The sequence below is a fragment of the Marisediminitalea aggregata genome, assembly GCF_900129565.1.
GTDB classification, from domain to species: domain Bacteria; phylum Pseudomonadota; class Gammaproteobacteria; order Enterobacterales; family Alteromonadaceae; genus Alteromonas; species Alteromonas aggregata.
In genome coordinates this window covers 487,918-508,999 of sequence record NZ_FQWD01000003.1, presented here as the reverse complement: position 1 = coordinate 508,999, position 21,082 = coordinate 487,918, and the positions used below count along the sequence as shown (strand labels likewise).

The following is a 21,082-nucleotide window of genomic DNA, read 5'->3' as shown; positions in this document are numbered from 1 at the left end:
TCAGGCTAAATTGGACAACCGACAGACTTAACCCGATGGACATTCGTCATTCAACCCAGGCGCCGGTAATCGATCGCAGTGACAACCGGCCGAAGCCAGTCAAGCGCATTATCCCTGAAGCTGAACAGTCAGCTAATCAGAAAGACAATGCGGTTGTCATCAGCGGCGACGAGGCTTCTTTTGCAAAAGCAGAGGCATTTCGTACCAAAGCGGGCTACGACAAACCTGCGCCTCACGCAGAGCAAGCCGTTCGTGAATACCTGAGCTTTGAGCGTGAAACTAAACGCGATTCTGTCCGTCAAATGATGGGCGTGGATATATACGCTTAACGACGCCAGTTTCAGTTTTAGTTACAAAAAATTCACATTTAAACCAAAAGTCTAATTCAGCTTTCATTCAGCTAACTTTCAGATAATATTAACAATGCGTATTAGGCCCCATTGTTCCAAGGGGACTAATATCTGTGATCGATAAAGGATTGACGGGGGTAAACAGGGAAGGGGTCTGAAAGGTGACGCTTGAGTTATTCTGACAGACGCGTGTTAAGTCCAGTTTAATTTAGCATTTATCTGGTACTTCCCTTATTATTCGTCACAACTACAAGGGGTGTTTTATGTTCTACCGCGCACTTATCATAGCGGCCGTGTTAAGCCTGTCTGGCTGTGCTATTGTTCCCGATCCTATCAAAGTCTCTGATGACGAATCTCTCGTTGGCTATTCTAAAGCGGTAGTTGCAGGAGAGCAGGTAATCGGTAAGCAGGCCCGTTGGGGCGGCATTATTACCAGTGTCGAAAACAAAGACAACAAGACCACCATCGAGATGGTGTACTTTCCACTCAATCATTACGCCAAGCCAATTACCACCGAGCAAACGCCTGGTCGCTTTAAGGCGGTGATCAATAATTTTGTTGACCCGATAGTCTTCTCAGAAGGACGGTTAGCAACATTTGTTGGTACGGTTTCTCAACCTCTTGCTGGTATGGTTGGTGAGCAACCCTATATGTTCCCGGCCTTAATGGTTGAGGACTATCACCTGTGGCGCAATCAGCAGTTGTATAATACGAACTCCATGTTCTTTGATTTCTACGGTGGCTGGTATTCACCCTTCTATCCACGTTACTGGGGTCCATGGGGACTCTACCATCCGGGCTACAGAGCGGGATTCAGTTTCTATCACTACAACCAAAATCGCCCTCGTCCGGTCATTCGTATCAAAGACAATGGCGCTAATCAAACGCAGGTCAAGCGCACCTATCGATCTGGAAGCAGCAATTCAACTGTTCGCAGTCGTAGTCAGGCTCACGAAACAAAGGTGATTCGAACCAGACACGAAAGATAGCGGCAATAACCCGCCTGTAAAAAGGAAGTGTATTTCCTTAACTAACGAAAAAGCGGCAATAGTTTGCCGCTTTTTTAATGTGTCCGCCCCCAATGATAAGGGGCATAGAGTTTCATGCCGCATCTTTGTTACACTGGATCTTTCAGGTTTTGGTATTTGGAAATACATTTATGCAAGCATGGCAGTGCGCCTTGTCTAAAGGCAACATCCAGGGACTGACTAATGGCAAATCAGGGCCACTGATTCTTGGGTTACACGGATTCCTCGACAATGCGGCCAGTCTGGCTTGTTTATTCCCTCATTTCGATGATTACCAGTTTATCGCCGTCGATTTACCCGGACATGGCAAAAGTTATCATCGATCGCCAGATGCGCATTACCATCAACTGGACTTTATCCAGGATATACATGAGCTGGTAGAAGTGAATGACTGGCGGGATATCATTCTGGTTGGGCATTCCCTTGGTGGCATCTTAAGTACACTCTATGCGGCAGTCTTTCCCGAACGTGTGGCTAAGGTTGTGTCTATAGACGCATGTGGCCCATTGACGCTCGAGGCTGACACGAGTGTGAACCAGATCAGAGAATCTGCCCTAAGCCGGTTAGCGAAGAAAAGCACGACAAATATAGCGCGAGAGGTGGATGTGAAAGCGGCGGTAACCGCCAGATGCAAAATCAGTGATATTAATGCTGAACATGCAGAATCCATTATATTGCGTAACCTGACAGAAACTGAAGAGGGTAAAAAAGTGTGGGGCAGTGACCCACGATTACGCACCAAATCAACGCTGCGTTTGACCGAGGCTCAGGCACAAAATCTGATGAACGGTATTCAGTGTCCGGTCTGGTTTGGCGGCGCTACCGACAGTTTCAAGCACGTTGAATCGGTTTATTCAAAACGGAAAATATGGTGGAAAAACAGTCAGCTTGAACTATTCTCAGGAGGACATCATTTTCATATGGTTAAACCTTCAGCAGTTAGCACTGCGATTCGCCGCTTTGTTGAGGAAATGTAAACAACGTCATTTATCTTTTTGCGAACATCCGATACTATTGCAACAAATCGGACCAGTTTTGTGCGTATGCCGAGGCTGTGGCGTGGACTTTTGTGAACAATCATCGTCAAAGTAAAGTTGACAGGAGAGGTTGGTGGAAAAAAACTGGCTTAAGCATTACGACCCGAGAGTAACCCCGGAAATCGATCCGGACCGTTACGCGTCAATCGTTGATATTCTTGACGAATCTGTTGCCAAATATGGCGACAAGACGGCCTACATTAACATGGGTCAGGAAATGAGCTTTGCGGAGCTCGATACGCATTCTAAAAATTTCGCTGCATACCTACAGCACGCCGGTTTTGAACCGGGTGATGCCGTTGCCATCATGATGCCTAACCTGCTGCAGTATCCGGTAGCCATGTTCGGTATTTTACGTGCAGGTATGACCGTAGTGAACGTTAATCCCTTGTACACGGCCCGGGAGCTAAAGCACCAGTTAAATGACAGTGGCGCGAAGGGCATTGTGATTGTGCAGAATTTTGCGCACACCCTGGAGAAGGTAGTCGCAGAAACCGGCGTTAAGGAAGTGCTGCTTACTTCGCTGGGTGACATGTTGCCTGCACCGAAGCGTTGGGTGGTGAACTTCGTTGTGAAGCGCGTGAAGAAAATGGTGCCGGACTTTAACTTGCCACAAGCCAAGCCCTTCATGGAAACGTTGCGAGCAGGTAGTCTGCTGGGGTTCGAAAAGGTCGAGATCGACAATCAAAGTCTGGCATTTTTGCAATATACCGGCGGTACCACGGGTGTATCAAAAGGCGCTATGCTGACCCACCGCAATATGATAGCCAATTTGGAACAGGTGTCGGGTATTCTGGCGACTGTGATAACGCCAGGAAAAGACTTGGTGGTAACGGCATTGCCGCTCTATCACATCTTTGCATTAACAGCGAACTGCTTGTTATTCCTGAAGTTTGGTTGTCCGAACCTGCTGATCACGAACCCCCGTGATATGCCTGGCTTTGTGAAAGAATTAAGTAAGTACCCGTTTGTGATTCTGCCGGGAGTCAATACCCTGTTTAACGGATTGCTCAACACCCCTGGATTCGCCGATTTGGATTTCACCAACTTCAAATTTGGGTTAGGCGGCGGAATGGCCGTGCAACGCCCGGTGGCGGAGCGCTGGCAAAAGGTTACCGGTACTGTATTGTTAGAAGGTTACGGCCTGACAGAATGTGCACCGGTTGTTACGGTGAACCCGCCGCAGCTCGATGCTTACAAAGGCTCGATCGGTATGCCCGTGCCGTCGACGGATATTATGCTGATGGATGAGAGCGGTAATGAAGTAGCGCCCGGTGAGTCGGGAGAAATGTGGGTAAAAGGCCCGCAGGTCATGAAAGGTTATTTCAACCGCCCTGAAGCTACCGACGAAATTATTCGCGACGGCTGGCTGGCCACGGGGGATATCGCCCGGGCTGACGACGACGGCTATTTCTACATTGTGGACCGCAAGAAAGACATGATCCTGGTATCGGGCTTCAATGTGTTCCCTAACGAAATTGAAGAAGTGGCAGCAATGCACGACGCAGTGCTTGAAGCTGCGGCTATCGGTGTACCTCATGAAGTCAGCGGTGAAGTAGTGAAGCTTTTCATTGTCAGAAAAGACGATTCGTTAACCGCGGAAGCGGTGATTGCGCACTGTCGGTCACATCTTACTGGCTACAAGGTGCCTAAACACGTAGAATTCAAAGAAGAATTACCTAAAACAAACGTCGGTAAGATTCTGCGTCGCGAGCTTCGTAATTAATACGATGCAAAGACCTGAAAAAAGCCGGCGTTAAGCCGGCTTTTTTATTTATGGATTATATTTTTATACAGGATCAGGAAACCCTCGATCTGGTTTGTGCGCGAGCGGCCCGTCACAAAGCAATAGCCATTGATACGGAGTTTGTCCGCACACGCACACTCGCCCCTGCGCTGGGGTTGGTGCAGCTGTTCGATGGGCATCAGCTTGCGCTTATCGATCCCCTGGCGATTGACGATTTATCATCGTTAACGTCGTTACTGGTAAATCCGGATGTGATTAAAGTTCTGCATTCCTGTTCGGAAGATTTGGAAGCCTTCCTGGCAACTTTCTCGTTAGTCCCCACGCCTATTTTCGATACGCAATTTGCTGCAGGTCTTCTGGGGCTAGGCACGACTATGGGTTATGGGCGCATGATTGAAATGCTGCTTGAGATCACGTTGGAAAAAGGGGAGTCCCGCACCGACTGGCTGGCCAGGCCGTTGTCTGATAATCAGTGTCGTTATGCTGCTGATGATGTGTTGTATCTGCTGCCGGCTTTTGAGCAACTTTACGATATGGTTGAAGCCCGGGGGAAATTGGATTGGGTCTTATCCGAGTCGGCGTCCTTGAGCGAGAAGAAAAAAGCGACGATGCCGGCGGAGTATGCATACCTGCAAATCAAAAATGCCTGGAAGCTCTCTTCTCAGCAACTCACCGTGCTGAAGCATCTGGCTGCATGGCGGCTCACCCGTGCGCAGCAAAAAGACATGGCCCTGAATTTTGTGTTCAAAGAAGCGCACCTGTTTGAATTGGCATTACGTATGCCGCAGTCTAAGGGCGCGCTGTCGCGTATTCATTGTTTAACACCGCAAGAACGACGTTTGCGGCCTGAAATTCTACTGGACATCATTCGTCAAGGACTCGAGGAATTTGACAATACCTCGTCAGAGGCTCATATTCCGCGCATAAAGCGGCTGATAGATTTTCCGCCTTACAAGCAAACGTTGGCCAGACTTAAGCATGCGGCGGCGGAAATTGCAGTAGAACAAGGCGTGAGCGAAGAAGTCATTGCGTCCAAAAAGCAGCTTAACCAACTTATAAAATGGCATTGGTTCGATATTGATGAATGCCGGGTTCAGGGCTTAAAACCCGATGTGCTGACTGGTTGGCGAGCGACGTATTTTGAGCCTGTCGCTCAGGCAGTATTTAACTGAAAAGAATAGGTAAATCATGTTAATTGCAGTATATAAAACCGCCAAAAAAGCAGGCATGTACCTGTATGTGGCGAAAAAAGATGATTTTTCAGCGGTCCCAGAAGCGCTGATGGCGCAGTTTGGCAAACCTCAATTGGTAATGATGTTACCTGTTCAAAAGCGTGAGGCGCTTGCCGGCGTAGACAAAGCCAGGTTAATTGAAGCGATGAATGAGCAGGGGTTCTATCTGCAAATGCCGCCCAAAGAAGACAACTTACTCGAGAAACACCGGGAAAGCCTTGGTCTGGACAGTAAACCATCACAAGCATAAAGCCGCTATGAACAAGATTAAGCAATTCGGCATTGTGTGTTGTGCAATGCTGGTGTCGGCCATTAGCTATGCCGCAGACAGTAAAGAAGTAGAGTTTGAAACCTATAAAGCCGCGTTGAAGCAAGAAGCGGTCGCGCAAGGGTTTGGCAAGCAGTTTATTGATAACGTATTTGCGACGGTGTTTTATCGCCCTACCGTAGTGAAAGCCGACAATAATCAGCCAGAAAAGAAAATTACCCTGGACACCTACCTCACTACCCGGGTACCTGACTGGAAAGTGAAGCAGGCAATAGATCTGATGAAAACACATCAGCCTCTGTTAACGGAAATAGGTCAGCGCTATGGTGTGCAACCGCGGTTTATTGTCGCGTTGTGGGGGAATGAATCGAACTTTGGTAAAATTCAGGGCAAACACCCGGTGTTATCTGCGCTGGCATCACTGGCTTTTGAAGGGCGTCGTGAAGCGCTGTTTAAGAAACAGCTGTTGGCGGCGTTAACCATTTTGCAGGAAGGCCATATTTCGCTGAAAGATTTCAATGGTTCATGGGCGGGGGCCATGGGGCAAAGCCAGTTCATGCCAACCTCATTCCTAAACTACGCAGTAGATTACGATGGCGACGGTAAAAAAGATATCTGGGGCACGCACGCCGACGTGTTTGCCTCAATTGCGAATTTCCTCTCGTCTGAAGGCTGGGTAAACGACGGCACGTGGGGCAGACAGGTATCGGTAACAGATGATTTTGATTATTCGCTGGCAGGGCTCGATAAAGCGAAGTTTAAGCCACTGTCATTCTGGCAAGCGCAAGGGGTAAGGCGATACGATGGTCGCGACTTACCTGATGTTGCCATCAATGCGTCGTTTATCATGCCGGACGGTGAAAAGGGCCGGTTGTATCTGGTTTATCAAAACTTTCATACGCTAATGAAATGGAATCGCAGCAGCTATTTTGGTGTGTCGGTGAGCTATTTGTCAGAGCGGATTAAGCGAGGGCACTAATGTATCAGCATCGCAATTTACAAGGCCTACCTTTTGGATTACCTACCGGCAAAGTGGTGTGTGTGGGGCGTAATTACCTGGATCATATTCAGGAGCTTAACAATGCAGTGCCTGGTGAACCGCTATTGTTTTTAAAGCCTGCTACCGCCTTGTGCCATGCCGGTGACGTCATCAGTATTCCGACAAACCGGGGGGCGTGTCACAACGAATTGGAAGTGGCTATACTCATTGGTGAACCGTTGTCTGATGCCAGTGCCGAACAAGCCAAATCTGCAATGGCAGGGGTAGGGCTCGCGCTCGACTTAACGCTTCGTGATCTGCAGGATCAACTGAAGCAGGATGGCCATCCATGGGAGCGTGCAAAAGCGTTCGATAATGCCTGCCCTGTTAGTGCATTCGCCCCCATGAGCGAAGTTGCCGATGTACAGGCGTTGGCCTTTTCACTGACCATCAATGGCCAGGTTCGACAGCGCGGTAATACGCACATGATGATGCGGGATACCGTATCCTTGCTAGTTGCTATTTCCGAGGTGTTTACGTTGGTTCCGGGAGACATTGTTTTGACGGGGACGCCCAAAGGTGTTGGGCCTTTACAACCTGATGACACGCTAACGCTGTCGATGTCGCCCTGGTTCGATATTCATACCCGGGTTGTGGGGAACTAATATGGAACGCTTTTGGGAGACCAAATCCCTCGATGAAATGACCCGGTCTGAGTGGGAGTCAATTTGTGATGGCTGCGCCAAATGCTGCCTGCACAAATTCATTGACGACGACGCCGTAAATGAAGCCACGACTACTGCCCATGTCCAGGCCGGTGAAGTGATTCACTTTACCAATATCGCCTGTGACTTGCTGAACACCAAAACCTGCAGTTGTACCCAGTACGCAAAGCGCACCGAGCTAGTGCCGGACTGCGTGCAATTGACCCAGGAAAACCTGAAAGACATCTTTTTCATGCCGCCAAGCTGCAGCTACCGTCGACTGCATGAAGGGCGGGGACTACCCTCCTGGCATCCATTGCTCAATCGCAAAAAGAAAACCGCGATGCATAAAGCCGGGATGTCGGTAAGAGGGAAAACGGTCGCCGAGAGCGAGGCTGATTTAGACAGGTTTGAAGATTATATTGCGATTTGGCCACTGGAAGACATCGACTGATCGCCTTGGCGGTTTTAGGTTAAATCAGAAGGCTGAATAACAGCGCATCCTGTCCAAACACCCTGCGCCTGCACAATCCTTCCTTTTGCGCGCCCAGCGATTGTGCCAGTTTAATACTGGCGTGATTGTCGGGCAGCGTCAGGTATTCCAATCTGTTCAGTTTTAACGGCTGCGTAGCCAGGTCAATAAGCCGTTGGCAAAGGGTAAATGCCACTCCCTTGCCACGCGCTTCTGGCACCAGCCAGAGCCCCATATTGGCGGTCTTGTGAATAGGGTGAATATAGTTAACTATGCCCATGCCGAGACACTGCTGTTGCCATATCAGCAAATAGCACACGCCATAGCCAATTTTGCGCTGTTCTTCTAAGGTATCAAGTAGCTGCTTAGCCGTACGGGGCGTCGTGGGAACCAGGCTGCTGCCCATCCAGGGTTTTACTGTATCCAGTGCCAGTTTGCCGGCTTCGGCAACGCTATCGGCATATTTACTGTTAGCGCGAATAAGATGAATTTGCCCCGCATCAGTGCGAATAGGGGCGAGTCGAATTGGAACGGTGCTCAGGTCTATCAAAAGGCTTTCTTGTCGATAAGACGCGCAAGAAGCACCGCGGCAAAGACGACAAAATAGGCGGCAAAGATAATTTGCATCCAGTGCGCCATGCCCATCGACAGAAACTGCCAACTGTTTTCCAGGCAGTCACCCGGTGCTGCAAATACCGACGGCAACCACTCGTGAAGCGGTGCCCAGCTCGGGAAATTAGGAAAAATTTCACAGGTTGCAAAAAACGGGTCGTCCGCCTCAATAATTTCAATGTGCTCTGATGCGACCAGAAACCCCTGAACAGCACTGTACGCCCACAGGCCAAGTGCTAAGAATCGCGTGACGGCATGATTAAACAGCAGTACCAGTAATCCGGCCAGTACTATGCCCCACATGGCCGTACGTTGATAAATACACATAATACACGGGGCCAACCCCATTACGTGCTGAAAATACAACGCCGCGCATTCCAGGCCAAAAGACGTTATAAACAACACCAGCCAGGCAGAGCGTTGCTCTGCCCACTGGCTCAATCCATGGATAAACTTCATCCGTAGTGACGCTCCTAGTGACCGCTATTGCCGGTAGGCAACGCAGAATGATGTTCGATCAGGTGCATGTCATACAGCCATTGTGTAGCGTCTACCAGTCCAATGTAGGTGGCGCCCAGGCCAACCAGCGTCAGTACGATCGTGTAAGGCAGTGCCATAACCACCATGCGGCCATATGACAAACGCAATAACGGTGCAATTGCAGACGTTAATAAGAACAGGAAGGCAGCCTGGCCATTTGGCGTTGCAACACTGGGTAGGTTAGTACCTGTATTGATTGCTACAGCCAGCAAATCGAACTGGTCGCGAGTGATTTGTCCTTGTTGCAGGGCTGTTGTAACTTCGGTGATGTACACCGAGCCAACGAATACGTTGTCACTCACCATCGACAGCACACCATTCGCCAGATAGAACATCACTAACTGGGTTTTACCCTCAAATGACAATACCCAGTGAATCACAGGTGCGAACAAGCCCTGGTCGATAATAACCGCAACCACACCAAAGAACACACAAAGCAGAGCGGTAAACGGTAGCGCTTCTTCAAACGCCTTACCTAACGCGTGCTCTTCAATGACACCGCTCATTGAGGTGGCAAGAATAATTACAGACAAACCAATCAGGCCTACCGCCGCCAGGTGAAGGGCAAGGCCTACAACCAACCAAACGCCAATCAGCGCTTGGATGGCGAGACGGGCTTTGTCGCGCACTGAACGGGCTTCGTCCATGTGCTTGTCGTAATCAACTAAGATGTTACGCACTGCAGGTGGCAGCTTGGCGCCATAGCCAAAGGTTTTGGTTTTTTCCAAAATAATTGTAGTAAGTACACCCATGATAAACACCGGAACGGTGATAGGTGACATGCGAATAAAGAACTCAACAAAATCCCAGCCGGCTTTGTCGGCAATGATCAGGTTTTGTGGTTCACCCACCATCGTCATTACACCACCTAACGCCGTACCTACAGCGGAATGCATCATTAGGTTACGCAGGAAGGCGCGGAAATCATCCAGATCGTTACGACCCAACTCCTGAACTGTATCGTCGGTGGTGTGGTCATGGTCGTGATGGAACTCTTTACCTGACGCGACTTTGTGGTAAATCGTGTAGAAACCTAGGCCTACCGCGATGATAACCGCCACAACCGTTAAGGCGTCAAGGAATGCAGAAAGGAATGCAGATGCAACAATAAAGGACAGCGACAATATCGTCTTATTTTTTACCCGAATGACCAGTTTGGTAAACAGGAATAGCAGTAAGTCCTTCATGAAGTAGATACCAGCCACCATGAAGACAAGTAGTAATAACACGTCCAGGTTAACTTCGATTTCATGAAGTACATGGTCTGGCGTGGTCATGCCGATAAATAAGGCCTCAATGAGCAGTAAACCACCAGGTTGCAGTGGATAACACTTTAATGCCATGGCAAGTGTAAAAATAAATTCGATAATCAAAACCCAGCCAGCAAGGTATGGGTCAAGCATGAATAACAGGGGATTAGCAATTAAAAACCCAATGATGGTCTTTTTATACCAGTCCGGAGCATGCCCCAGAAAGTTCTTATAAATAGCCATGGTCATAGAGGTCTGCATCGAGTAATTTCCTTTTTTATCACAGGCTTAATTTGTTGTTCTCTGAGTAATAGTAGACGATGAAAGTTTGTTTTTATCAATATATATGTTACTTCTGGTATTCGGTGAATACACGTAGGTATCGTCTAAGCCTGCAAAGACTAACCGATAATCGGTAAGACAGGAAGCCGTAAAAAGGTCGTAGACGATAAAGACGAGGCTATATTCGTTATATTTATTGATTGTGTTAATGAAAATGCATCTGGTACAATCAGTTTAAAAGAAAAAGATGTTCAGCAGGCGAGCAAATATGATTTATAAGGCACAAAGTCCGGCTGGTTTTGCCGAAGAGTATATCGTTGAGTCAATTTGGAGCGGGCGTTTTCCTCCCGGTACCATTTTACCTGCTGAGCGAGAGCTATCTGAGTTGATCGGCGTTACCCGCACAACCTTACGCGAAGTGTTACAGCGCCTGGCCCGTGATGGCTGGCTAACCATTCAGCACGGTAAACCTACCAAGGTAAATAACTTCTGGGAAACCTGCGGCCTGAACATTCTGGAAACGCTGGCGCGGTTAGACCAGGACGGCATTCCGGAACTGGTGGATAACCTGCTTGCAGCGCGTACCAATTTAAGTGCTGTGTTTATTCGCAGTGCTATTCGAAATAATCCTCAAGAGTCGATTGAAATCATTGCACGTTATAAAGACGTGGAAGAAGACGGCAAGGCGTTCGCACAGTTTGATTATCAGTTGAACCATGATTTGGCGCTGGCATCCGGAAACAAAGTATTTGTGCTGATGATGAACGGCTTCCGCGGATTGTATTCACGTATCGGTGGTTTCTTCTTTGCTGAGCAACAGGCTCGCGACGTGGCAAAGGCATTCTACGCCAAATTACTCGCTGTGGCTGAAAACGGTGAATACGAAACCGTGCCTGCTGTTATCCGCGAATACGGGATCGAGAGTGGTAAGGTGTGGATGGACATCCGCGATACCATGCCGCAAGATTTAGTTGACTAAATCTTATTGAGTAACTGTTTGAAAAACGCCGGATTTTTTAATCCGGCGTTTTTTTATGCAAAAATATTTGTTTTTAGTATGCGATTTCTAATTGCACTTCGTACACTACATTCAGACAGTTTAAAGGAGAGTTCACCATGACGACTAAAGACGATATCAAAAACAAAATCAATGAAGCCGAAGACTTTGCACGTAAAATCTGGTTAGCAGGTTTAGGTGCCTACGGCAAAAGTATTGACGAAGCGCAGGGCCAGTATGAAAAACTGACCACTGAAGCCAGCAAAATGTTTAACGACCTGGTAAGCAAAGGCGAAACACTGGAGACAGAAGCGAAAGACAAGTTCAAGGAAACCACCTCTGAAGTTGAAACCCGCGTGTCTGAAGTGCGTAAAAAGTTAGGTTTAGATGCAGACGATACTGATCAGCGCATTGACGAGCTGTCAGCTAAAATCGACGCCCTGACCGAAGCCGTTGCAAAACTGGCTGCAAATAAATAAATCCCTGCGGGCAGCCATGCTGCCCGATTTTGGGTAAGGAATGATTATGTCAGATAAAAAGCCCACATCACCGCTGTTTGCCTGGTTTGAAGCGGGGTTAGGATTAGTGGCTGATCAGGTTACACAGGCAAATCAGCAAGTGCAGCAAACACTGAGCGATTCTCAGCAAACGCTCAACGAGTTTGCTTCACGAGGAGAGCAGGTCGAGTCTCAGCTGCGTAAAGCGGTGGATCCGGCACAATGGTGCGAAGTGTGGCGTCAGTCACCACTTCATCACTGGATGCCAAGCTTCACCACGCCGAAGCAGAAACGTGCTGCTCAGTTGGACGTGTTGTCGAACAAAGTGGATTTGCTGGTAGAGCAGGTGGCTTTGCTCGCAGCTAAACAAGCTGCAGCCAAAGCCGAAGCGGCAGCCGCCAAGCCTGCACCGAAGACCCGACGTAAGCCTGCAGCCAGTAAAACTGCATCTGAGTCAGGTACGAAAACTGCAGCGAAAACCACAACGACGCGTAAAACAACCACGCGAAAACCAGCAGCTTCGAAGGCGAAAACGACGCCTCCCAAGCAAGACTGATAAATCAGTATGAATAAGAAACGGGCTTCGGCCCGTTTTTTGTTTTTCTTACTGCACTGCTAACTGTTCACCAGTTTGTCTATGTAGCGTTTAAACGGCGTCTCAATGATGCTCACGGTGTCACTGCTGTTAATTTGTAGTGCCCTGACTACAATGTCTTTCAAGGGCGCATATTGCTGCGCAGTGTCAGGTTCGGTTAGCTGTGTGCTAAGCGCTTCCAAATCATCTATAGTCAGATTGTTTTTGCTCATGTACCGCTTAATATCGCTTTTCCATTCATCAATATAGCTTAACGACAAGCGCTCGGGGAACTGCTGCAAGTCCTTAATATCCTGAGTGAAATTATGCGGTGGCTGTGGTTCATCAATCAAAAAACGGTAAGTGAATAGCGTCACAATATCACTGTCTTGCATATCCGGCTCTGGTTAAAGGTTACTTGAATTCAGTTACGCACAGCACAATAAAAAGTTTAACGGCGCAGCGGCAATGCTTGCTGATTTTCGGGTAAATGCGCGTGTTCATCGTGAATACTCGCCTGTGAAGCTGAATACTGCTACGCTCTATGGCGTTTCACAGACTTTCTATAATAACGATTACAAATACTACAAGGACTTTGCTATGCGCCTGTCTTTAATTGGCTTAATGGTAGCCGGACTCACTGCTTGCAGCGGTGAAGCGCCAACCAGCACATCAACGACGACCGAATCACAAGTATCGACAACATCAGTTACACAGCAATATAACGTATTGTTTGGTGGCACCGATGTGGGTGATATGACTATCACGCAAAATGGCCCGGTGATCGACATTAACTACGGCTTTAGCAATAACGGCCGTGGCGCGAGTAGTGAGGAAACGCTGTTACTGTCTGAAGCCGGTATTCCCATTTCCTGGTCTATTGAGGGCAAAACGACATTTGGAAATGCAGTAAACGAAACCTATGAGTTAAAAGACGGGGTTGCAAGCTGGAAGGCCGCAGCGGGAGCAGGTGAAGAAGACGTGACAGGGGATGCCATTTACATTGCACAAAATCCCAGTCCTTATGCATTATATCTGTACACCAAAACGGTACTTGATGCCGGCGGTGCCCCTTATCCAGCGCTGCCAGCCGGTCAGGTTACCGTTTCAGAAAAGCGCCGGTTAACGCTCGGAAGTGGGGAAAATCAGGTAGAAGCCACCTTGTATGCACTTGGCGGCATTAATCTGAATCCAAGTTATGTGATTTTAGACGACAAGCAGCAGTTTGTGGCTGTGGTGTCGCCACGTTTCGCTCTGCTTCGCGAAGGACTGGAATCGGAAGACAAGCGCTTACGCGAACTCGCGGCGACGCTTAACACGGAGCGTTATGAAGATATTGCTAAAAACGTTACCCATCAGTATGACAAACCTGTTCGGGTAAACAATGTGCGAATTTTCGACCCGACAACACTGGCTTTAACAGAGGCGTCATCGGTCGTTATTGAAGGCAGAAAGATCACCGCGATTGAGCCGGTGCAATCATCGCCGGATGCAAACGAAGTGTTTATAGAAGGTGAGGGCGGCACGCTGGTAGCCGGTCTTTACGACATGCATGGACACGTGGGCGACGACAGGGCAATTCTGAATGTGCTGGCGGGCGTGACCGGTATTCGCGATATGGGTAACGAAGATGAAGTGCTGTCGGCATTGATCGATAAAATCGACAACGGCATTTTAATTGGCCCTAAAATCACCAAAAGTGGGTTCATTGAGGGTGTGAGTGACTACAGCGCCGCAACGGGAGAGCTGGCACCTACCAAAGAAGACGCCCTGGCACTAATTCGCGATTATGCCGAAAAGGGCTATTGGCAAATTAAAATCTACAATTCCATGAATGGCGATTGGGTGCCGGACATGACTAAAGAAGCTCACCGATTAGGCCTTCGTGTTGCTGGTCACGTGCCTGCGTTTTACCGCGCCGACCAAATGATCGAGGGCGGTTACGACGAACTGACGCATATCAATCAGATTATGTTGGGTTGGGTGTTAAAACCTGAAGAAGATACCCGCACTTTGTTCCGGATAACAGGCATGAAGCGCTTTGTGGACTTAGACCTGAACAGTGAAGCGGTAAAACATACCCTGGACCTGATGGTAGAAAACAACATTGCACACGACCCGACAATGGTTATCCACGAATATGCCATGACTGGGCGTAATGGCATCACCAACAAAGCCGTGGCTAATTATATTGATCACATGCCGGTCAGCGAGCAGCGCTCAGCGAAGTCTGCCATGCTTAACGTGGCAGATGACGCGGAAGACCAGGCTTATCTCACAGCTTATCAGAAGATTCTGGATACGCTGTCACTTATGCACAAACGTGGCATTCTGCTGGTACCCGGCACAGACATGGGCGGGGCATTCTATCTTCACCGGGAGTTGGCGCTGTTTGAAAAAATCGGTATGACACCTGCCGAAGCGCTCAAGCGTGGTAGTTATGATATGGCCGAATATCTCGGTCATACAGAGCGCGGTTCAGTCTCGGTAGGTAAAGAAGCGGACTTTTTCCTGGTACACGGCGATCCAACCGCCGACCTGGCTGCGTTGAAATCCATGGCCATGGTGGTAACCCAAGGTAAATTCTATTTCCCATCGGAAGTCTACCCTGAGTTTGGTATTAAGCCTTTTACTGCATTGCCTGAAGTTATAGTAACACACTAGTTTTTTTACCTTTGCGCACTTGGCTCAACCCGAATACAAGTGCGCTTATTTCATTTCTACAACATTAGAAACTGTGCATTGCGTATCAAAAAAGCCAGTCGTTCAAAAAAACTTCACCAGACTGTAGTGTGTTAGACACGAAATATTCATGACTTAGACTTTAGTATATATGGCGATTTATTAACCAAGGAAAGCGCAATGCCATGTTGTCGAAGTCAAACGTTAGTTTTTTATATTATTATCATTTTCTTATTGAGCGCCTGTGGTGGTAGCAACAAAGTAAAGCAACCGCCTACCACTCCCTCGACGCCTGCTCCTGAAACTTCTGAGCCTGCGTTTCAACCATTCACTATTGGATTATTACCCGATACTCAAGGCGGTACAGATGCCAACGGCCAGGCTCATGTTTCGGTTTATCCCATGCGTGAAGTTGTCGCACATCAGGCCGTTAATGGCGTCAATATGATCATTGCATTGGGCGATCTTACTGACAAAGGGTCCGATATAGAATTTGCAGAATGGCGGTCGGTTGCCGATGCCTACGCAGAACAAGGTATCGAGTTTTTACCCGTAATGGGCAATCATGAAACCAGCTACGCTTATACGTACAACTGGATTGAAAACATGAAGCACTTCATTCCGGAAGATGCCGTACACATGCCTGCTTATGAGTGGATTAATTATTATGTCGTCCGTGAAAATGTGCTGATTTTTGGCCTGGCATATTACAATTTACCCATCGCGTTTGAGTGGATCAAAGAAACTGTCGAATCTATAGAAGATATCGAACATATAGTAGTTGCCAGCCATGATGGGTTAATAGGCGCAAAATACGGTGAAACGCTAGAACAAATTGTTGATGGCACAAAAGACGATGACTGGGTGTACTCGGTACAGCCGGAAATTCGCACATTCTTTGCCGAGCACGATATTATTTACGTTCAGGGACATGAGCATCAGTATCAACGCTCACTGATCAGTGCTAAAACCACGCTGCAGACCGTACCTTCAAGCTCTACGCCCACTGGCGGTAATTACCGCATGGATACATATACGCAGATTATGTCAGGAAATGCATCCTACAAGGGGTATGAATTCCGATTTGGTGAGCGTGAATTAGTACAAATGATCGTGGCACAAAAAAATGCCACCATGAGTAATGGTTCTACACATTTTGATGTGAACTCGTCGCTGCTAACGTTTAATAACAGCAGAGTAGATTATGCGTCTTACTTTGCTGAGCACACCGCTACTTCTAACAACGAAGATCAGGATTTTTCAGCAAAATGGCAGTTAGTGGATAAGTTCTCAAGAACGACAAACCGTTGTGAATCTGTGATTTACCCTAACTCTATTCCGGATGACACTCGCCCTGTATTGGTATTGCAAACGCATTATTTAACTAATGCATGTTATGCTGATGACGGTAGCTATGTCACTCTCGAAGGAGGGCAGAATAATACGTTTAACCGCACAGATACCCGCACACGTGATTTAGGATTTACACCAGGCATTTCACGGGCAGAAAGTCTTAATGATTTGTTGCGCTTGTCATACCAGTGGCTTTACCAGGTTCATGAGAACTGGACACCAAACCTTAATAGCCCGGTACGAGTGATCCCTGATGAAGCAAAAGATGAATTGCTCATTCCTGAAACTACCATCGATTTAAAGGAACACGTCACGTTAAGCTGGTTGCCGGCCAATGGCACGGAATCGGATATCATGATCATCAGTGGTACGCAAAATCAAACCGGTATGTACCAGGATGATTATGGGGTAGCCAAAGATATTGAATATGATCAAGGTTTGACCATGTCTCAAACTGACGGTTCAGCAAAATCGGCAATTTCGCTGCCTTCTACGGCAACTAAATCGTGGAATATTGAGAATGCAGTAAGTGACGCGTTCGCTGTGCAATTTACAGCACCGGAAAGTGTCGATGCCAGCACAGTAACACTCGGGTGGTTGGTCGATGAGTGGGTAGCCATTGCTCCTGAATCCTGCATTGTTGACTCAGCTTGGTCTACTGCCTATCTAGACATGCCGCCTGCACGAGATGCCAGCTGTGAAGACTATCCAATAGTAGGATACGACAGCAGTTTTGGAAATCGTTGGTGGGTAGTACTACAGCGTGATGTAGAGCTTGCCCTCATTGCGAGATAGTCTGAATGGTTGCGGGTCGCTTTACCCGCAACTGACTCCGAAAACTAAACCGGTTCGTGCTCAAACAAGCGGGCTTCGCGTTGCTTCAACGCTCTTAACTTGTTGCGTAGGGTTTCACTGATCAGCGTGTTGCGCCTGATTACATCAAGCTGAGGCCATGTTGCACGTTCGCCACTCTCAATAAGCGTTTTGATGCTGTCCAGCGTCGGGTTAGCCACCACTTGCATCAGGTTGCGTATTTGCTTGTCTGGCAGAATATTAATGTTGCCTACGTATTGCTGGTCGATCACTGAGCGAATTTTGTGAATGGCGAGCTTGCCGCCGCGGTTCGGCACCAACTGCTCCATAATGTCGAAAGCAAAAATACTGTTGGCTTTGGCCAGCTGGCTAATATGCCTGAGGGTCATGCTGGTAAGGGTTTTCGCATGTGAACGTGCACCGGTAAGAAACGGCACTGCCAGTGGATTAGTCTGGCTCACAATACTGTGGTTAACCCCGTACAAACGCGCAAGTTGCTGAAACGGCAAATCAGCCATAATGGAGCCATCGGCAAACCGGCGGTTGGGAATATAAGGAACAATGTCACCATCAGCCGTCTTGGCTTTCAGCTGCACTGGAGTGAACAACATGGGCACGGCGCAAGACGCGCGAACGGCCTGGGTAATTAATGCATTGGGTGATGTTTTGGCGTTTAACAATCGCGAATACTGGTGTAGATCGGCGGGTGATACGGTTACCGTAACGTGGCGTCCGGTTTTGGCATAGGCCTCTTCGAACGTCATTAAATCAAACAACGCGATCAGGGTATTTTCCAGTGCCCGACTGTCGAGCAGACTCTTATTGCCAAGGCCGCCCCATAAACGCCAGTTCTTGAAGTGCTCGTAAATGAACTCAGCACTCAGTGACTCCAGCAGTTCGTCGTGTGTTCGGGTTGCCAGCATGCCGCCAATGATTGAGCCTGCACTAGCGCCGGAGATGACTGAAGGTAGCAGGTTCTGTTCATTTAGCGACTTCACCACACCACAGTGGAAAAAGCCTAACCCCGCGCCGCCAGACAGCATCAGACAACTGCGGCCATAGGCGTGAGCGGTTTCTTCAAAGAACGTGAGTTTATCGTAAAAATCGACTACGTCCTCGTCGGCGGTATATATCTGCTCGAGAGCACTGACAACCTGGTCTATGAACTCCTGGATCAGGTGTTTAGTACCGATTTTACTGTGCGTGAGCAGCTCGGGATTGGCGATATTACCCAGATTGCCATGTAGCCCTTCGTGCAAGATAGACATCAGGGCAGGGATATCGTGTTGGCTTTGTGCCAGCTTAATGCGCTGCACGCGTTTGCGAATTAACCGGTAGTCATAGTCCCGGCAGGGATCTTTAGCTTTCCATTCATTAGCGCCCGACAAGGCGTCGTGTGCCAAACAGGCATCGCGGTACTCGGCGTAGCTGCTCGCTTGCTCGAGCGCTTTTTCGATATCCGAAAGTTGTGTAGAAAACAGAGACATACTTCCTCCCCGGCGTTGGGACTACCTGTTTACTGGCAGTGTAGGTAGCAAAATTAGAATCCGCTACCCAATATCAGTAATACCCACTTATATTTGTAAAGTGTATGTGAATTTGTAACTTATAGCCACGAAAGCGCTAATTCGTTCAATTTAACTGCATTTTTACGCTTTTTTTTGAACTAATCAGGGTTTACATGATTTATTTCATCTATAAATAAAGTTAAGTTGACCCATGCGTCAGCAGTCAGTAGCCTGAGTACGGCAAATACTAAAAACAAGATACGTAGCACCAACATGGACTGGAATTTACAAACATTGAGTTTGCTGTCTATCCCGCTTATCAGTGCGCTGGTGGGGTGGAGCACAAACTACCTGGCGGTAAAAATGATGTTTTACCCGCTGAAATTCGTCGGTATTCCGCCAGTTTTTGGCTGGCAGGGGCTAATTCCTGCCAAGCGAAAGCAAATGGCAGAAATCGAGGTAGAGTTGGTGTTAGGCAAGTTGCTGAGCGTAGAAGAGCTCGCCAATCGACTTGAACCTGAAGCCCTCACCAAAGCCATTGAGCACCGGCTGCACCAGGTTGTGCGCAAAATCGTAAACGAGGTTATGGAGTCTTCAGCGCCCACGGTGTGGGCTGCGTTACCGGTGCAGGGCAAGAACCTGGTTTATCGCCGAATCGAAGACGACATTCCTTATGTGGTGTCGAAAATGGTTGAGGACTTTCAGCACAACGTCAATGAAATCCTCGATATCAAAGAGCTGGTGGTCGAGCAGTTAGTTAACTCACCGGAGCTGATTAACGAGATCTTCCTGCGCTCGGGTGAAAAAGAGTTTCCATTTATTGTTCAGTCTGGCTTTTATTTCGGCTTTTTGTTTGGCCTGCCAACCATGGCGCTCTGGTATTTCTATCAGGCATGGTGGATCCTCCCGTTAGGTGGCTTGCTGGTTGGGTACGCGACTAACTGGATTGCAATTAAAATTATTTTCGAACCGAAACAGCCAATACGCTTTGCCGGTTTAACCATTCAGGGCATGTTCCTGAAACGGCAAACCGAGGTATCCCGGGTGTACGCCGATATCATCGAGCAAAAGCTCATTAACCCGAAAAACATCACCCATATGATCCTGCACGGTTCTGGTTCTGCCCAGCTATTAGAACTCATCGAGCTGCATGTTAACGACGCCATTGAACGCTATGTGGCCATTGCTCAGCCGTATTTCGCGCTGGGCGTGGGGTCTGAGAATTACTTCAAAATGAAATCGATGGCCGTAAAACGCTTGTTCGAAGATTCAGACAAATATTTGTACTATGCTTTTGATTACGCAAACGAAGCGCTCAGAGTAGGGGACGATTTGTGTGAGCGTATGCAGGCGCTGAGCTCGGAAGAGTTTGAAGGTGTGCTTAGGCCGGCTTATCAGCAGGATGAATGGAAACTCATTGTTACCGGGGCGATTCTGGGCATGGCGGCTGGATTTGCGCAGTTGTATTTATTGATGTTGGGATAAACACCATGGCTGGGAAAACCGCAAAACGGGTTTTAGTCACCGCACTTGCGCTATTTAATGAACATGGCGAAAACAGTGTTACGTCTGTCGATATTGCAATGGAAATGGATATCAGCCCGGGTAACCTGTACTACCACTTCAAGGGCAAAGAGCTCATCGTGGATGCGCTTATTGAATGGCACAACACAGAAATGCAACAGTTGTTTCGCCCCGCCACCCTCGACAAAGTCACCGTTGAAGACTTTTTCTATTTTCTGGCCATTGTGATCGACAAACTACAGGTGTTTCGTTTTCTCTATCGCAGTCCGGCAGATATTGCCGAAAAATACCCTCGCGCCAAACGCCTGCATAAATCATTAATTAAACAATTAGAGGCAGGCTTGTACAGTTTGCTGCAGCGATTTGCTGCACAGCAACAACTCGCTGCGACGTCTGCACAGCAACGCATGATGGTGGATTTAATCAGCATGATTCTGACCCAAAGCAGTCAATACGATGATTTGCGGGCCGTGAATGATCCTACGTCACAGAAGTTTCATGCACTAAGTCTCATCATGACGGCATTACTGCCACGATTTGCATTGGATGAACAGACCCTCAGTCAGCTGCAAAGCGCCATAGAACACCATTCCATGGCAAACCTGACTGGGAACGATGTACTGGAGGGGTAAA

The 21,082-nt window shown here is 48.1% G+C and carries 21 protein-coding genes; 16 read left to right on the top strand and 5 right to left on the bottom strand.

The annotated features are described in order from the left end of the window. The first annotated feature begins 35 nt into the window (after positions 1–35). The 9 genes from BUB81_RS10235 (at position 36) to BUB81_RS10195 (ending at position 7,799) form a co-directional block, all read left to right on the top strand. The gene (locus BUB81_RS10235) at positions 36–329 is read left to right on the top strand and encodes a hypothetical protein (RefSeq protein ID WP_073322313.1); all 294 of its coding nucleotides are present in this window, start codon (positions 36–38) and stop codon (positions 327–329) included. A 284-nt stretch (positions 330–613) separates the two neighbouring features. Then, positions 614–1,339, top strand: a complete 726-nt coding sequence (locus BUB81_RS10230) for a Slp family lipoprotein (RefSeq protein WP_073322311.1) — start codon at positions 614–616, stop codon at positions 1,337–1,339. A gap of 170 nt (positions 1,340–1,509) precedes the next feature. Then, a complete protein-coding gene (locus BUB81_RS10225; RefSeq protein WP_073322309.1) occupies positions 1,510–2,355 on the top strand; it encodes an alpha/beta fold hydrolase in 846 nt (281 codons plus the stop codon). A gap of 133 nt (positions 2,356–2,488) precedes the next feature. Then, positions 2,489–4,141: a long-chain-fatty-acid--CoA ligase FadD gene (gene fadD, locus BUB81_RS10220; RefSeq protein ID WP_073322307.1), complete on the top strand. Its 1,653-nt coding sequence runs from the start codon at positions 2,489–2,491 to the stop codon at positions 4,139–4,141. A 50-nt stretch (positions 4,142–4,191) separates the two neighbouring features. Beyond that, positions 4,192–5,334: a ribonuclease D gene (gene rnd, locus BUB81_RS10215; protein WP_073322304.1), complete on the top strand. Its 1,143-nt coding sequence runs from the start codon at positions 4,192–4,194 to the stop codon at positions 5,332–5,334. A gap of 16 nt (positions 5,335–5,350) precedes the next feature. After that, entirely contained in the window at positions 5,351–5,644 is a 294-nt protein-coding gene (locus BUB81_RS10210; protein WP_073322302.1) for a YcgL domain-containing protein, read from the top strand. A 7-nt stretch (positions 5,645–5,651) separates the two neighbouring features. Beyond that, entirely contained in the window at positions 5,652–6,641 is a 990-nt protein-coding gene (locus BUB81_RS10205; RefSeq protein WP_073322300.1) for a lytic murein transglycosylase, read from the top strand. Then, the gene (locus tag BUB81_RS10200) at positions 6,641–7,306 is read left to right on the top strand and encodes a fumarylacetoacetate hydrolase family protein (RefSeq protein ID WP_073322298.1); all 666 of its coding nucleotides are present in this window, start codon (positions 6,641–6,643) and stop codon (positions 7,304–7,306) included. Before BUB81_RS10205 ends, BUB81_RS10200 begins: the two co-directional genes overlap by 1 nt. Before the next feature lies 1 nt (position 7,307). Continuing rightward, positions 7,308–7,799 carry a YcgN family cysteine cluster protein gene (locus BUB81_RS10195; RefSeq protein WP_073322296.1) on the top strand — a complete coding sequence of 164 codons (492 nt, stop codon included), beginning with the start codon at positions 7,308–7,310 and terminating at the stop codon, positions 7,797–7,799. Positions 7,800–7,818: 19 nt separating this feature from the next. Here BUB81_RS10195 and BUB81_RS10190 read toward each other — a convergent pair whose 3' ends face one another. The 3 genes from BUB81_RS10190 to nhaB are packed head-to-tail and all read right to left on the bottom strand — an operon-like array spanning position 7,819 to position 10,480. Then, positions 7,819–8,367 (bottom strand): GNAT family N-acetyltransferase, encoded by a 549-nt coding sequence (locus tag BUB81_RS10190; RefSeq protein WP_073322294.1) that lies wholly within the window; start codon positions 8,365–8,367, stop codon positions 7,819–7,821. After that, complete coding sequence (gene dsbB / locus BUB81_RS10185; protein ID WP_073322292.1) at positions 8,364–8,888, bottom strand: disulfide bond formation protein DsbB; 525 nt, start codon at positions 8,886–8,888, stop codon at positions 8,364–8,366. Before dsbB ends, BUB81_RS10190 begins: the two co-directional genes overlap by 4 nt. Positions 8,889–8,902: 14 nt before the next feature. Further along, the gene (gene nhaB, locus BUB81_RS10180) at positions 8,903–10,480 is read right to left on the bottom strand and encodes a sodium/proton antiporter NhaB (RefSeq protein WP_073322290.1); all 1,578 of its coding nucleotides are present in this window, start codon (positions 10,478–10,480) and stop codon (positions 8,903–8,905) included. Positions 10,481–10,769: 289 nt separating this feature from the next. Here nhaB and fadR point away from each other — a divergent pair, with 289 nt between their 5' ends. The 3 genes from fadR (at position 10,770) to BUB81_RS10165 (ending at position 12,551) form a co-directional block, all read left to right on the top strand. Continuing rightward, positions 10,770–11,480 carry a fatty acid metabolism transcriptional regulator FadR gene (gene fadR / locus BUB81_RS10175; RefSeq protein ID WP_073322288.1) on the top strand — a complete coding sequence of 237 codons (711 nt, stop codon included), beginning with the start codon at positions 10,770–10,772 and terminating at the stop codon, positions 11,478–11,480. A gap of 137 nt (positions 11,481–11,617) precedes the next feature. Beyond that, the gene (locus BUB81_RS10170) at positions 11,618–11,977 is read left to right on the top strand and encodes a phasin-related domain-containing protein (RefSeq protein WP_073322286.1); all 360 of its coding nucleotides are present in this window, start codon (positions 11,618–11,620) and stop codon (positions 11,975–11,977) included. 46 nt (positions 11,978–12,023) lie between these two features. Next, complete coding sequence (locus BUB81_RS10165) at positions 12,024–12,551, top strand: hypothetical protein (RefSeq protein ID WP_073322284.1); 528 nt, start codon at positions 12,024–12,026, stop codon at positions 12,549–12,551. Positions 12,552–12,610: 59 nt separating this feature from the next. On the opposite strand, the gene BUB81_RS10160 is transcribed toward BUB81_RS10165, so the two are convergent. Continuing rightward, the gene (locus BUB81_RS10160; protein WP_073322282.1) at positions 12,611–12,964 is read right to left on the bottom strand and encodes a hypothetical protein; all 354 of its coding nucleotides are present in this window, start codon (positions 12,962–12,964) and stop codon (positions 12,611–12,613) included. 73 nt (positions 12,965–13,037) lie between these two features. Here BUB81_RS10160 and BUB81_RS10155 point away from each other — a divergent pair, with 73 nt between their 5' ends. Together BUB81_RS10155 and BUB81_RS10150 are read left to right on the top strand one after the other, a co-directional pair. Next, complete coding sequence (locus BUB81_RS10155; RefSeq protein WP_217653461.1) at positions 13,038–15,233, top strand: amidohydrolase family protein; 2,196 nt, start codon at positions 13,038–13,040, stop codon at positions 15,231–15,233. Between the two features lie 198 nt (positions 15,234–15,431). After that, positions 15,432–17,399, top strand: coding sequence for a metallophosphoesterase family protein (locus BUB81_RS10150; RefSeq protein ID WP_217653460.1), 1,968 nt, complete (start codon positions 15,432–15,434; stop codon positions 17,397–17,399). A gap of 44 nt (positions 17,400–17,443) precedes the next feature. On the opposite strand, the gene BUB81_RS10145 is transcribed toward BUB81_RS10150, so the two are convergent. Further along, a complete protein-coding gene (locus BUB81_RS10145) occupies positions 17,444–18,904 on the bottom strand; it encodes a DUF3336 domain-containing protein (RefSeq protein ID WP_073322280.1) in 1,461 nt (486 codons plus the stop codon). 294 nt (positions 18,905–19,198) lie between these two features. On the opposite strand from BUB81_RS10145, the gene BUB81_RS10140 reads away from it, so the two are divergent. Next, positions 19,199–20,410, top strand: a complete 1,212-nt coding sequence (locus tag BUB81_RS10140; protein WP_073322278.1) for a DUF445 domain-containing protein — start codon at positions 19,199–19,201, stop codon at positions 20,408–20,410. A 5-nt stretch (positions 20,411–20,415) separates the two neighbouring features. Next, positions 20,416–21,081, top strand: coding sequence for a TetR/AcrR family transcriptional regulator (locus tag BUB81_RS10135; protein ID WP_073322276.1), 666 nt, complete (start codon positions 20,416–20,418; stop codon positions 21,079–21,081). Position 21,082: the final 1 nt, after the last annotated feature.

What these genes read in the sequence shown, in the direction of transcription:
- BUB81_RS10210 (WP_073322302.1), top strand. Translation starts at nt 5,351, where the DNA reads ATGTTAATTGCAGTATATAAAACCGCCAAAAAAGCAGGCATGTACCTG.
- BUB81_RS10155 (WP_217653461.1), top strand. Translation starts at nt 13,038, where the DNA reads ATGCTTGCTGATTTTCGGGTAAATGCGCGTGTTCATCGTGAATACTCG.
- BUB81_RS10170 (WP_073322286.1), top strand. Translation starts at nt 11,618, where the DNA reads ATGACGACTAAAGACGATATCAAAAACAAAATCAATGAAGCCGAAGAC.
- BUB81_RS10165 (WP_073322284.1), top strand. Translation starts at nt 12,024, where the DNA reads ATGTCAGATAAAAAGCCCACATCACCGCTGTTTGCCTGGTTTGAAGCG.
- BUB81_RS10135 (WP_073322276.1), top strand. Translation starts at nt 20,416, where the DNA reads ATGGCTGGGAAAACCGCAAAACGGGTTTTAGTCACCGCACTTGCGCTA.
- BUB81_RS10225 (WP_073322309.1), top strand. Translation starts at nt 1,510, where the DNA reads ATGCAAGCATGGCAGTGCGCCTTGTCTAAAGGCAACATCCAGGGACTG.
- rnd (WP_073322304.1), top strand. Translation starts at nt 4,192, where the DNA reads ATGGATTATATTTTTATACAGGATCAGGAAACCCTCGATCTGGTTTGT.
- BUB81_RS10205 (WP_073322300.1), top strand. Translation starts at nt 5,652, where the DNA reads ATGAACAAGATTAAGCAATTCGGCATTGTGTGTTGTGCAATGCTGGTG.
- BUB81_RS10235 (WP_073322313.1), top strand. Translation starts at nt 36, where the DNA reads ATGGACATTCGTCATTCAACCCAGGCGCCGGTAATCGATCGCAGTGAC.
- BUB81_RS10230 (WP_073322311.1), top strand. Translation starts at nt 614, where the DNA reads ATGTTCTACCGCGCACTTATCATAGCGGCCGTGTTAAGCCTGTCTGGC.
- dsbB (WP_073322292.1), bottom strand. Translation starts at nt 8,888, where the DNA reads ATGAAGTTTATCCATGGATTGAGCCAGTGGGCAGAGCAACGCTCTGCC.
- BUB81_RS10195 (WP_073322296.1), top strand. Translation starts at nt 7,308, where the DNA reads ATGGAACGCTTTTGGGAGACCAAATCCCTCGATGAAATGACCCGGTCT.
- BUB81_RS10200 (WP_073322298.1), top strand. Translation starts at nt 6,641, where the DNA reads ATGTATCAGCATCGCAATTTACAAGGCCTACCTTTTGGATTACCTACC.
- nhaB (WP_073322290.1), bottom strand. Translation starts at nt 10,480, where the DNA reads ATGCAGACCTCTATGACCATGGCTATTTATAAGAACTTTCTGGGGCAT.
- BUB81_RS10140 (WP_073322278.1), top strand. Translation starts at nt 19,199, where the DNA reads ATGGACTGGAATTTACAAACATTGAGTTTGCTGTCTATCCCGCTTATC.
- BUB81_RS10150 (WP_217653460.1), top strand. Translation starts at nt 15,432, where the DNA reads ATGCCATGTTGTCGAAGTCAAACGTTAGTTTTTTATATTATTATCATT.
- BUB81_RS10160 (WP_073322282.1), bottom strand. Translation starts at nt 12,964, where the DNA reads ATGCAAGACAGTGATATTGTGACGCTATTCACTTACCGTTTTTTGATT.
- fadR (WP_073322288.1), top strand. Translation starts at nt 10,770, where the DNA reads ATGATTTATAAGGCACAAAGTCCGGCTGGTTTTGCCGAAGAGTATATC.
- BUB81_RS10145 (WP_073322280.1), bottom strand. Translation starts at nt 18,904, where the DNA reads ATGTCTCTGTTTTCTACACAACTTTCGGATATCGAAAAAGCGCTCGAG.